Consider the following 12308-nt stretch of genomic DNA (forward strand, 5'->3'; position numbering starts at 1 on the left):
CTCAGCCGAGGTGGGTCATTCCCGCCGCGACCACCTGGGCGACGTTCAGCAGGTCGTCGGCCGTCGGGACGGGGAGGTCGTCGAGGGCGTGGAGGCGGTCGGTGCTGGCGATCGCGAACATGGCGGACACCCAGGCCGCGGCGCAGGCGTGGAGGGTGCCGGGGCGGACGGGGACGGGGGTGCTGGCTTGCAGGACGCGGGTGGTGACATCGAGGAGCTGATCGCGCAGCGCGCGGAGTTTGCGGCGCACGTCGGGGTGGGTGTCGGCTTCGCGCCACATGATCACCCGCAGCACCGAGGAGTGATGGTCGCGCAGGTTGATCGCGGTGTCGAGGTTGATCAGGCTGGCGGCCGGATCGCCGGGGGTCACCAGGGCGGCGAGGTCGTCGATCGGGTGTTCGGGGACGCGTTCGCGCATGAGCGCGGACAGGATCGCGTTCTTGGTGGGGAAGTAGTAGAAGACCAGTCCTTTCGGCACATCGGCGGCCGCGGCGACGGCCGCGGTCGGCGTCGCGTCGAATCCCTGTGCGGCGAACAGGGTCTCGGCGGCATCCAGGATGAGTTGCCGGGCGTCGCCATCGCGTTTCGCGTTGCGGCGCCCGACTCGTCGGCCCGGCATCAGTGATGTGGAGCCATGTTGTGCAGGCGCTGGTTCATGGCAGGCAGCGCGGCGACCGCCACCACCGCCGTCACCACTCCGACCACCCAGGCGGTCCAGGACGCGCCGCTGAACGCGGTGAAGTCCATGGCCCACGGCGAGATGAACAGCAGCACGCCGAATACGCCCATCGCGTAGTCCGCGACGATCAGGTCGTCCCTGGCCATCTGGATCAGACCCGTCGCGGCGATGAGTACGCCGAGCACGATCAGGGTCCAGCGGGCGTTGTCGTTGGTGTCGAGCCACAGGGGCGACAGTGCGGTGAATGCGCCGAGCACAACGGCCAGAAAGTCCTGTGCGCGACTGTTGGTGAACATGGGAAATGCCTCCTCGTTGAGACGAAAAATACCTCTGACCTCGGTCTACTCCTGATTGACCGCCCGGTCGACATCGGAAGCGGCACGGTTGTGTTGCGACGTGGGTGTCACAGGTGACCCGGCGCACTGGTACAAACATCTGGGGGCCGTAGTGGTCCGCGACACAGCAGAAACATGGCACGAGCGGTCAGCGACCGAGCATGCCGAGAGGACACAATATGAGCGCGCCCATCGTGATCGTCGGAGCGGGTCTGGCAGGCCTGCGCACGGCCGAGGAACTGCGTCGGGCCGGATATGAGGGCGGTGTGCTGCTGCTCGGCGACGAGACGCGCGCGCCGTACGACCGCCCGCCGCTGTCGAAGCAGTTCGTGCGCGGCGAGACCGACGACACCACCCTTCGCCCGCCGGAGTTCTTCGCGGACAAGAACATCGAGCTGCGCCTCGGCACGGCCGTCACCGGTGTCGACACCGCCGCGCGCACCGTCACCCTGGCCGACGGTGCCACCATCGCCTACGACCAGCTGATCATCGCGACCGGTCTGCGCCCCCGCAGGCTCCCCGGTCTGCCCCAGGTCGGGGGAGTGCACGTGCTGCGTGCCCACGAGGACGCCGCGACCCTGCGCGCCGAACTGGACGGTGCGAACCGGGCCCTGATCATCGGCGCCGGTTTCATCGGCTGCGAACTCGCCGCCAGCTTCCGTGCCGCCGGAGTCGAGGTCACCCTCGTCGAACCCCAGCCGACCCCGCTGGCCTCGGTCCTGGGCGAGCAGATCGGTGGCCTGGTGGCGCGCCTGCATCGCGACGAAGGCGTCGACCTGCGCTGCGGTGTCGGCGTCGACACCCTGCGCGCCGACGATTCCGGCCGGGTGTGTGGCGCGGTCTTCACCGACGGCACCGACATCGACACCGACCTGGTCGTGGTCGGCGTGGGCTCGGTCCCCGTCACCGACTGGCTGGCCGACTCCGGTATCGAGCTGGCCGACAGGTCCGCGGGCGGTGGCGTGCTCGCCGACGAGGTCGGCCGTACCTCCGCCGACGCCGTCTGGGCGGTCGGTGATGTCGCCGCCTGGCAGCACGACTCCGGCGTCCGCAAGCGGGTCGAACACTGGACGAGCGCGGGTGAACAGGCAAAATTGCTGGTCACCGCCCTCCTCGGCGGTACACCGCCCACCATGGCCCGCGTGCCGTACTTCTGGAGCGACCAGTACGACATCAAGATCCAGGCCCTCGGCACCCCCTCGCCCCACGACGACGTCACCGTGGTCACCGACGACGGCCGCAAGTTCCTCGCCTACTACTCGCGCGACGGCATCCTCACCGCCGTGCTCGGTGCGGGCCTGACCAGCCAGGTGATGAAACTGCGCGCCAAACTGGCCACCCCCACCCCGGTGGCGGACCTCCTCGCCGCGGCAGGCTGAGCCCGCTCGGGCCGGTGCGTACGTGGTCGCGATCGGCCGAGCTCGCCGCTGTAATACGGTGTAGCGGTGATCGTCGCGCTCATCGATTCCGGCCTCGGCCTGTTGCCTACGGCTTCGTGGTTGCGCAAGCTGCGGCCCGACGTCGACTTGCTGCTGCTGCTCGACCCCGATGGCGCGCCCTGGGGGCCCAAGCCGGAGCAGTGGGTGGTCGAGCGGGTCGTCGGCACGGCACGGCAGGCGATCGAGGCGGGGGCCGAGGTGATCGTGCTGCCGTGCAATACCGCGAGTGTCACCGCGTTGGCGCATGTGCGGGCGGAGGTGGGGGAGTCGGTGCCGGTGATCGGCACTGTTCCCGCGATCAAACCTGCTGCCGCACAATGTAATTCGGTAGCCGTGTGGGCGACGGCGGCGACCACTGCCAGCCGCTACCAGGCCGATCTGATCGCCAGGTTCGGCGGTGACGCGAAGGTCGTCGGGGTCGCCTGCCACGGGCTGGCCGACGCGATCGACCGCGGCGACATCAAGGCGATCCGCGAGTCGATCGCCGACTCGGCCGCGCGCACCCCGGCCGACGTCGAGGGCGTTGTCCTCGGCTGCACCCACTATCCACTGGTCATCGACGCCATCGTCGCCGCACTGCCCGACGGTGTGCGCCTGTTCGACAGCGCCCAAGCCGTCGCCGCCCAGACCGTCCGCAAGATGGACGAACTCGGCCGCCCCGGCACCGGCACCGGCACCGTCACCGTCCGCACGAGCGGTCGGCCGGGCGAGTTGCCCTCCGGTGCGGCGACATTCGAGTCGGGCCGCCTGCTCGGCGCGCTACCGGCCTGACCGGACGGCGGGGAGCCTGCGCGGGCATGTCACCGCACCAGTGTTGAATGCGGAGGGAATCCGCCGACCCGGAGGTGCGTGTGTCCGAGCTTCCCACCGCTGCACAGGTGCGTAAGGCCCTCGCCGACCTGGCGAACCCCACTGACGCGCATCACCTGCAACGCTTCTTCAAGACCGGCCCCGGCGAATACGGCGAGGGCGACATCTTTCTCGGCATCCGAGTACCTGTCACCAGAAGAGTGGCGAAACAGTTCCCCGCGCTGCCGCTTTCGCAGATCGACGAACTCCTCGACAGTCCCCTCCACGAGGAACGCCTGGCCGCCCTGTTCATCCTCAACGCCCGCTTCGCGGCGGCATCGAAACCGCGTGCTCTCGACGACAAGGCCCGTCAGGAGATGGTCGATCTCTACCTGGCGGCTGTCCGGCGCGGCCGGGTCAACAACTGGGATCTGGTCGACGCCTCCGCGGAGAACATCATCGGCCCCTGGCTACTCGACAAGGACCGGACGCTGCTGTTCGAACTGGCCGAACAGGATTCGCTGTGGGAGCGCCGAGTCGCGCTGTTGTCGACGTTCGCGTTCATCAAGGCGGGCGACCCGAGCACCACCTTGGAACTCGCCGAAATCCTTCGGACCGACCGCCGAGATCTGATCCAGAAGGCGCTGGGCTGGATGTTGCGCGAAATCGGCAAGCGCGTCGACCAGACCGCACTCACCGATTTCCTGAACAGGAACGCACCCGAACTGGGCCGCACCGCGTTGAGCTACGCGACCGAACACCTCGACCCCGAGCAACGCGCCGCCTACCGCGCCATGCGTTAGAACTGGATCCGCAGCCGATCGGTCACCGGCCGCGCCTGGCAGCCGAGGATGTACCCGTTCTCGATGTCCTCGGGATCGAGGATCTCCGAATTGGCCATCTCCACTTTGCCTTCCAGCACGGTGCAGGCACACGACCCGCACTCACCCTCCTGGCAGGAGTAGGGCACGTCGAGGCCCTTGTCGAGCATGATGTCGACCAGCGTCTGCTTGCGTGGCCACGACATCTCGTGCACCTGGCCGTCGAGCTCCACCTCGACCGTCGCCGCGTCGGCCGCTTCGGCCTCGGACACCTCGGCGGGCGCGTGGTCGGCGAACGGATCTCCGGCGAGAGAGTTGAACACCTCGGCATGGGTGCGGTTGCGCGGGACCTCGAGCGAGGCCAGCGCGTCGTGCACCAGGTCCATGAACGGCTTGGGCCCGCACATGAACGCCTCGTAGGCGGTGTAGGGCCGGACCAGGGTGGCCAGCATGTCGGCGGTCGGCAGGCCGAGCAGCGGTTCGAGCCAGTGGATGACGGTGAGTCGCTGGGGATGCTTACCGACGAGATCGCGGAGTTCGTCCGCGAAGATCACCGAGGTCGCGTCGCGATTGGCGTAGACCAGCACGACCTTGCCGGAACCCTGCGACAGTGCCGACTTCAGGATCGACATCACCGGCGTGATCCCGCTGCCCGCGCCGAACAGCAGCATGTCCTCGTCGAGATCCTTGGGCGTGAACACACCTGACGGCGGCAGCACCTCGACCTCGTCGCCCGCGGCGATGTTGTCGCACAGCCAGTTCGAGCCGTATCCGTCCACGGTGCGCTTGACGGTCACCTTCGGCAGATCATCGGTGAACGGCGAACTGGCCAGCGAATAGCAGCGGGCGACCGATCCGGTCTGCTCGCTCGGGATGCGCAGCGTCAGGAACTGGCCGGGGGAGTAGGCGAAGCGCTCGCGGAGTTCGGCGGGCACCTCGAAGACCACGGAGTTGGTGTCGGCCGTTTCGGCGATCACCGCGGCTACTCGCAGCACCACCGAGCGCGAGCCGTGCGGAACCTCGACTGTGGTCATGTCGTCCTCTCGGGCAAAACTAGAACGTGTTTCAGTTTCATGCTAGGCCGGGACGCGCCTGCAGGGCAAGCTGCGCCTCGAGTCCGGCGACCAGCACCTCCATCCCGAAGTCGTAGGAGTACTTGCCGCGCAGGTCGGACATGTACTTCGTGGCTCGGGCCACCGCCTCGGGCAGCAGCACGTCGGCCGGCGCGGAACGGTCGCGCGGGTTCACTCTGCTGCGGCCGAACAGGTAGGTGTGGATGGTCGCGTAGGCGGCCAGCACGTTGCGGTCGCTGAAGCCCGCGTCGAACAGGATCTCCATCACGGCGTCGATCAGGTCGAGCTGCTTGCCGAGCATCTGCTCGAGCAAGATGTCGCCCAGGCCGGGATGCGTGCGCAGTTTATCGTCTATCTGATCGATCAGATCGCGCAGGCGCTCCTGCCACGGACCGGACTCGCGCGAGGGCTTGCGCACCCCGACCAGTGCGGCGCTGGCGACCAGATCGAGTAGCTCGCGCTTGTCGGCCACGTAGTAGTACGGCGCCATCGGCGACACCCCGAGCTCGCGCGAGAGCCGTCGCATCGACAGCTTTTCGACCCCGTCCTCGCGCACCACCCTCAGTGCCGCGTCGACGATCTCTGCCTCGGACAGTGTCGAACCAGCACCCGCCCCACCATGGTTACGCAAGCCTCTGCCTCACCTCTGCTGCCACCGGGCCATCAGCCCTTTTCCCATCCCTGCCTCCGGAAGTCTAGAGGGGTTCGCAGCCGAGGGGGGCGGGGTGTGCTCAGAGAAAGATTTTCCGATTTCGCCCTTTATGGCAGTCACTGACGTTAAGGTGCGTGGTGACCGGCAACACAATGGAGGTAGTCATGCCTGAGAACACCACGCCCGCGACCGTCGAATCCGACCAGGACCTGGTCACCGAGACGCTGATCGAAGAGGTCAGCATCGACGGCATGTGCGGCGTGTACTGACCATGCTGGACCTCGACACCCGCTGGACGCTGCACCCTCGGGTCTCGTTGCGCCCGGAATCCTTCGGCGCGCTGCTGTACCACTTCGGGACCCGCAAGCTCTCGTTCCTCAAGAGCCGCGATCTCGTCGATGTGGTCCGGTCGCTGCCCGCGCACTCCTCCGTGCGCGACGCACTGCGTGCCAAGGGCGTAGACGCCTCCGACGCGCACGTCGCAGCGCTCGCGCAGCTGGCCGACACCGACATGATCGTGGCCTCGCCCGGACCGGTCACCGCCGCGCCGACAGCCTTGGCGGCGGGTGACGCCACCCAGGGCGGCAGGCTGATCGACCGTTTCGAATCGGGCCTCGCCGCACCGATCTGCCTTACCTGGGAACTCACCTACGCCTGCAACCTGTCGTGCGTGCACTGCCTGTCCTCGTCGGGTCGCCGCGACCCGAACGAACTGAGCACCGAGCAGTGCAAGGCGCTGATCGACGAGTTCGAGCGCATGCAGATCTTCTACGTCAACATCGGCGGCGGTGAACCGACTGTGCGCCCGGACTTCTGGGAACTGGTCGACTACGCCACCGCGCACAATGTGGGGGTCAAGTTCTCCACCAACGGCGTTCGCATCAACGAAGAGGTCGCCGCGCGTTTGGCGGCCAGCGACTACGTCGACGTGCAGATCTCCCTCGACGGCGCCGATGCCGCGGTCAACGACGCCGTGCGCGGTCCCGGCTCCTACGACACCGCGATCAAGGCGCTGTCGAACCTCGCCGCGGCGGGTTTCAAGGACGCCAAGCTCTCGGTGGTCGCCACCCGGCACAACATCTCCCAGCTCGACGAGTTCAAGGCCATCGCCGACAAGTACGGCGCCACCTTGCGACTCACCCGCCTTCGTCCCTCGGGTCGCGGCGCGGACGTGTGGGACGAGCTGCATCCGCTGCCCGAACAGCAGCGCGAGCTCTACGACTGGCTCGTCCGCAACGGCGAGGGCGTCCTCACCGGCGACTCGTTCTTCCACCTGTCCGCATTCGGCTCGGCCCTACCGGGTTTGAACATGTGCGGTGCGGGCCGGGTGGTCTGTCTGGTCGATCCGGTCGGTGACGTCTACGCCTGCCCGTTCGCCATCCATGACCGCTTCAAAGCCGGAAACATCGTCGCCGACGGTGGTTTCGCGGCGGTCTGGACCGACTCCGAGCTCTTCGCCGAACTGCGCGAGCCGGTCGACGGTGGCGCGTGCACGAAGTGCTCGCACTACGACTCCTGTCGTGGTGGCTGCATGGCCGCGAAATTCTTCACCGGCCTGCCCGCCAACGGACCGGACCCGGAATGCGTTCAGGGCTACGGCGAAGCGGCGCTGTCGGCGCCGGGACGCACCATTCCGCGCCCCGCCGTCGACCACTCGCGCCCGGTTCGCAGTCGGGGCAGGGTGTCGCTGCCGTTGACCGTGAAGCGCCCACCTGCCAAGGCGTGCAACGAGAGTCCGCTCGGCTGACCGCGGCCGGTTGCCGGAAATGCGCTGCCGATCTTGTTGACGCGTCCGGCAACCGGTCACAGCGGCATTTCAGGCAGACTTTCCTCCTTTTTTGTGGGGTGATGATGTCTGAGAGCTCAACTGCGCATAGCATGCGAGGAATGCGCCATGATCGTCTGCCCGACGGCTTCGGGGTACGGATCGATCCACGGGTACGCGCATTTTCCGGGGGTCGGATCCTGATCGGAGGATCGCCCGCACGGATGCTGCGCTTGGCCCCGGAGGCCGCCGAGTTGATCGGCGACGGATACCTGGAGGTGACCGACACCAAGTCCGCGATCGTCGCCCGCCGGCTGCTCGATTCCGGCGTGGCCAACCCGCGTCCGCGGCTCGAACCGTCCCTCGACGACGTCACCGTCGTCATTCCGCTCTACAACAACGCCGACGGGCTGCTACGTCTGCTGGCAGTGCTGCGTGGGCACAATGTGATCGTCGTCGACGACGGCTCCGACGAGCCGGTCCGCATCCCGCCGCGACCGGGCCGTGGTCAGGTGACGGTGCTGCGGCACGAGAGCCCGCTCGGCCCCGCCGCCGCCCGAAATGCCGGATTGCAGGCGGCGACAACGGGCTTCGTGGCGTTCCTCGACTCCGATGTGGTGCCGCGCAGCGGCTGGCTCGAGGTCATGCTCGGACATTTCAGCGATCCGCAGGTCGCGCTGGTCGCGCCGCGCATCGTGGCCCTCGATTCCGAATCCAACGCGCTCGCTCGCTACGAACACACCCGCTCCTCACTCGATCTCGGCCGGCGCGAATCGGCGGTGCACGCCCGCGGCATCGTGTCGTACGTGCCGAGCGCGGCGCTGCTGGCCAGGCGCGCGGCGCTGCTCGGCGAGGGCGGATTCGACGAATCGATGCAGGTGGCCGAGGACGTCGACCTGTGCTGGCGGCTCGAACGCGCGGGCTGGCGGTTGCGCTACGAGCCCGCCGCGCACGTCGCCCACGATCACCGGGTCGCCTTCCGCGCCTGGTTCGGGCGGAAGCTGTTCTACGGCACGGGCGCGGCACCACTCGGGAAACGGCACTCGGGCTTGGTCTCGCCGCTGTCGGTGCCGACCTGGACCGTGCTGGCCAGTCTGCTGTTCGCGACACTGTCGAAATGGGGTCTGCTCGGCGGACTCGTCACCCTGGCCACGGCCCTGGTTCGCCTGCGCCGGGTCTTCACCGAACTGGACAACCCGACCCGGATCGCGGCGGTCTACCTCGCGCGCGGTTACTTCGCCGGGATGTGGCGACTGGCTTCGGCGATGTGCCGGGACTATTGGCCGGTGACGCTCCTCGCGGTGATCGCGTCGAGCCGGATCCGCAAGATCGCCATCACGATGGCACTCGCCGACGGTCTCGCCGACTGGTTCACCCATCGCGACTCGGGCGGGCTCGACCCGGTCCGCTATGTGGCCTACAAGCGTCTCGACGACGTGGCCTACGGCACGGGCCTGTGGCTGGGCGTCATCCGGGCGCGCAGTTTCGAAGCGCTCAAGCCGAGCGTGCCGCCCCGCTGAAGACGGCTGCGTGACCAGCACTCTCATCGTCGGAGCCGGGTCGGCGGGTTGCGTGCTCGCCGCGCGGCTCAGCGCCGATCCGGCGCGTTCCGTGCGTGTCTTCGAAGCCGGACCGGTTTTCGCCGCGATGGGGGAGCTGCCCGTCGAACTGCTCGACCCAGGTCATCTCCCGGTCGGCCCCGAGTCCCGGCTGGTGTGGCGTTATCCGGGAAATCTGGTGCGGGGCAAAGTGATCGGTGGCTCCGGTGCGATCAACGGCAGCTACTTCATCCGCCCACCCGCCGACGACTTCGCCGCCTGGAGCGCGGTGGCGGGCCCGCGCTGGTCGTTCGAATCGGTCCTCCCGGTGTTCTGCGCGCTGGAAGACGACGCGGATTTCGGCACTGTGCCCGGTCACGGCATCGGCGGCCCGATCCCGATCTCACGAACCAGCGACCCCTCCGAGTTCAGCGTCGAATTCGCGCGACATTGCGTGGCAGCGGGATTCACCGAAATTCCCGACCTCAACACACCGGCAGATACCGGCGTGGGATTCGGGCGCGTGCCGTTGGCGCTATCGCGAGGTCGCCGCGCCGGGCCCGCGATCACCCATCTCTTTCCCGCACTCCACCGAAGCAATCTGATCCTCACCGGCGAAACAATGGTGACCCGGCTATTACTGCGTGGCACGCGGGTAATCGGTGTGGAGTGGGCTCGCGGGCGAGAACACGGGACGACGTATGCCGATGAGGTGGTGTTGTGCGCGGGTGCGGTGGAGTCGGCCGCGCTGCTGATCAGATCCGGGATCGGCCCCGAACCGCTGCTGCGCTCGCTCGGCGTTCCGGTGCTGCGACCCGCTCCGGTGGGCGCGTGGTGCACCGATCATCCGGAGATCGGCATCGAATTCGCCGGAGCGGAACCCGCGCGGTCGACCGTCGCGCTCGAGTACGTCCTAGAAATGGACGACCTGGAACTACGCCCGTACACCGCGATGTTCACGCCGGGTCTTCGCCGGGTGGGGGTCGCCCTGATGCGTCCCGAGTCGACCGGCGAGCTGACCCTGGTTTCGACTGATCCGGCCGTCGCGGCCCGCGTCGACCAACGCTATCTGCGCGCCGAGCAGGACCGAGCCCGGTTGCGCGAGGGCGTAGCACGCACGGCGGATCTCCTGGGTCGGCGCATCGGACCCGTCGACGACTCCTGGCTGCGCGCCAACCTCGGCACGTCTCAACATCTTTCCGGTACCTGTCGCATGGGCCGCGCGGGGGACGAGCGCGCGGTGGTCGACGAACAGGGGCGTGTGCACGGCATCGAGGCACTGACGGTGGCCGATCTGTCGGTCGTCCCGGTCCCGCTGAGGCGCGGTCCACAGGCCACCACTGTGATGCTCGCCGCGTCCATAGCGGACCACATGGTCGTGTGACGAAGTGACGATTGATACCACGATGTGACCTGCGGGACAAACCCCGACTTCTGGCGGTTGGCCTGATATCTGCCCGGTACAGTTTGTAGCGGGAAAGAAAGGCAAATGGTCAGCAATCTTGCAGGTGGGAGGCCCCCACGGCAGGCATCGGAGTCGGGCGCACAGCTCGGTGCTCTGGAAGCCTATGCCGCACAGGCCCATGGATTTCTCAGTGCCGGTGGTGAACAGCTTACCCAGCTGGCCGGTCTTCTACGTCCGCTCGTTCTCGAATCATGGCTGCGCAGTGTGCGCGGCGGTGTCGACCCGACGGACGTCATCGACGGTCGCGGGCTGCGCGGCGCCGATCTGGAGCGTTATCGCGACGCCCACCCTATCGCCGCGCTCATGCCGCTGATCGACAAACTGCTGGTCCAGGACGCGTCGCACGCCGGATTGATCGTGACTGTGGCCGACCAGTTCGGTCGGGTGCTGTCGGTGCACGGGCATCCGGAGCAGGTCGCCGCCGCCGCCGAGATCGGCGTGCGCGAGGGCGACGATCTCAGCGAGCGCCGGATCGGCACCAATGCCGTCGGCCTCGTCGTGCGCACCGGCCGCGCCACCTGGATCCACGGACCCGAACATTTCCTGCATCGCATGCACCAGATCACCGGCGCCGCGGCTCCCGTGCACGAGCCGGACGGCCGGCTGATCGGCGTTCTGATGATTGCCGGCGGGATGCGGGTGGCCAAGCCCGAAATTCTCGCATTGGTCAAAGCCGCCGCGACCGCGGCCGAGATGGACCTGGTGCTGCGAGCCATGCGCGCGAGCCACGGCATCAAGGCGCCGGCTCCGGCGAACCGCGACGGCAGCGGACAAGCCAGGCTCGGTCTGGACGTCTTGGGTCTCGGTCAACCTCAGTTGAGCATCGCGGGGGAGCGGGTGCCGCTCTCGCAACGCCATGCCGAGATCCTGCTTTTGCTCACCGAACACCCCGAAGGTCTCGGCGCCGATCATCTGGCGCTACTGCTGGACGACACCGATCTCGACAACGGCACGATCCGCGCGGCGATGTCGCGGCTGCGGTCGGTGATCGGTGCCTCGGTGGTCGGTTCGCGCCCATACCGTCTCCGCGTGCATGTCGCAACCGATGTGGAGGAGCTGCGGGCCGCACTCGACTCCGGTGATACCGCATCCGCATTGAACTTGTACGCGGGTCCGGTGCTGCCACGCTCCTCGGCTCCCGGCATTTGCGACATCCGCGACGAGCTGCGAGTCCGATTGCGGACCGCCGTGCTCGCCGCGCCCGACGCCGCCGTGCTGCGCCGATGGACGTCGTGTCCGGAAGGCCGCGACGATGCCGCCGCATGGGCCGCCTATCGGTCGACCGTCGATCGTGATTCGCCGCTGTATGCGCAGATAGAAGCCAAGATCCGGGTACTCGACCGGCGCATCGGCGCCGATGCAACGCAGATGCAACGTTTCGGCTCATAGTGTCCCGGTCTGAAGGTGTGGTGGCTCACATATGGATGGCCGATGTGTTGGAGCCCACACTCATGCCCTGGTCGTGGGTACCCATCGGTACAGACTGGACGGCCGACCGATTTTTTTAGCGGAAAAAGTTTCTTTTTATTAACTGAGGGCCTACTGTCGGCACTGCATGGACAGGCACCCATGTGATGTAACTGACAAAGCCGTTGGAGGAACGATCAACAGCTAGGCACCCGCGACGGACCCAGCGTCCGTTGCCTCGGCGACCCCTCGGTCGCCGATCTCGTCCACATGATCTGTCGGGGATCTTGCGCGAGTGTGGCGGCACGCCCACCGCGTTCATATCGAATCTTTCGCTGCGCGAGG

The 12308-nt window shown here is 67.6% G+C and carries 12 protein-coding genes; 8 read left to right on the forward strand and 4 right to left on the reverse strand.

Features of this window, described 5'->3' with window-relative positions:
• Position 1: 1 nt before the first annotated feature.
• On the reverse strand, positions 2 to 619 hold the full coding sequence (locus ACFTS5_RS23085) for a TetR/AcrR family transcriptional regulator (protein WP_378634368.1): 618 nt from the start codon (positions 617 to 619) through the stop codon (positions 2 to 4).
• On the reverse strand, positions 619 to 975 hold the full coding sequence (locus ACFTS5_RS23090) for an SPW repeat protein (RefSeq protein ID WP_378634370.1): 357 nt from the start codon (positions 973 to 975) through the stop codon (positions 619 to 621). The genes ACFTS5_RS23085 and ACFTS5_RS23090 overlap by 1 nt, the downstream gene beginning before the upstream one ends.
• 218 nt (positions 976 to 1193) lie before the next feature.
• Between ACFTS5_RS23090 and ACFTS5_RS23095 the strand changes: the two genes are divergently transcribed.
• From ACFTS5_RS23095 to ACFTS5_RS23105, 3 genes are all read left to right on the forward strand, one after another.
• Entirely contained in the window at positions 1194 to 2393 is a 1200-nt protein-coding gene (locus ACFTS5_RS23095) for an NAD(P)/FAD-dependent oxidoreductase (RefSeq protein WP_378634373.1), read from the forward strand.
• A 66-nt stretch (positions 2394 to 2459) separates the two neighbouring features.
• On the forward strand, positions 2460 to 3224 hold the full coding sequence (locus tag ACFTS5_RS23100; RefSeq protein ID WP_378634376.1) for a glutamate racemase: 765 nt from the start codon (positions 2460 to 2462) through the stop codon (positions 3222 to 3224).
• 47 nt (positions 3225 to 3271) lie between these two features.
• A complete protein-coding gene (locus ACFTS5_RS23105; protein WP_378634378.1) occupies positions 3272 to 4045 on the forward strand; it encodes a DNA alkylation repair protein in 774 nt (257 codons plus the stop codon).
• Here the strand turns inward: ACFTS5_RS23105 and ACFTS5_RS23110 are convergent.
• Entirely contained in the window at positions 4042 to 5097 is a 1056-nt protein-coding gene (locus ACFTS5_RS23110; RefSeq protein ID WP_378634380.1) for a 2Fe-2S iron-sulfur cluster-binding protein, read from the reverse strand. The genes ACFTS5_RS23105 and ACFTS5_RS23110 overlap by 4 nt on opposite strands.
• A 37-nt stretch (positions 5098 to 5134) precedes the next feature.
• On the reverse strand, positions 5135 to 5767 hold the full coding sequence (gene mftR2 / locus ACFTS5_RS23115) for a mycofactocin system transcriptional regulator MftR2 (protein ID WP_378634382.1): 633 nt from the start codon (positions 5765 to 5767) through the stop codon (positions 5135 to 5137).
• A 185-nt stretch (positions 5768 to 5952) separates the two neighbouring features.
• Here mftR2 and mftA point away from each other — a divergent pair, with 185 nt between their 5' ends.
• The 5 genes from mftA to ACFTS5_RS23140 all read left to right on the forward strand — a co-directional run bounded on the left by mftA (position 5953) and on the right by ACFTS5_RS23140 (position 11945).
• Positions 5953 to 6057 (forward strand): mycofactocin precursor MftA, encoded by a 105-nt coding sequence (gene mftA / locus ACFTS5_RS23120; protein WP_378634384.1) that lies wholly within the window; start codon positions 5953 to 5955, stop codon positions 6055 to 6057.
• A 2-nt stretch (positions 6058 to 6059) separates the two neighbouring features.
• On the forward strand, positions 6060 to 7535 hold the full coding sequence (gene mftC / locus ACFTS5_RS23125) for a mycofactocin radical SAM maturase (RefSeq protein WP_378634509.1): 1476 nt from the start codon (positions 6060 to 6062) through the stop codon (positions 7533 to 7535).
• A gap of 140 nt (positions 7536 to 7675) precedes the next feature.
• Entirely contained in the window at positions 7676 to 9073 is a 1398-nt protein-coding gene (gene mftF, locus ACFTS5_RS23130) for a mycofactocin biosynthesis glycosyltransferase MftF (protein ID WP_358060798.1), read from the forward strand.
• A gap of 10 nt (positions 9074 to 9083) precedes the next feature.
• A complete protein-coding gene (gene mftG / locus ACFTS5_RS23135; protein WP_378634387.1) occupies positions 9084 to 10475 on the forward strand; it encodes a mycofactocin system GMC family oxidoreductase MftG in 1392 nt (463 codons plus the stop codon).
• 105 nt (positions 10476 to 10580) lie between these two features.
• Positions 10581 to 11945, forward strand: coding sequence for a GAF domain-containing protein (locus ACFTS5_RS23140; protein WP_378634389.1), 1365 nt, complete (start codon positions 10581 to 10583; stop codon positions 11943 to 11945).
• Positions 11946 to 12308 lie beyond the last annotated feature (363 nt).

This window comes from Nocardia sp. NPDC056952, assembly GCF_042674185.1.
In the GTDB taxonomy this organism is placed as follows: domain Bacteria; phylum Actinomycetota; class Actinomycetes; order Mycobacteriales; family Mycobacteriaceae; genus Nocardia.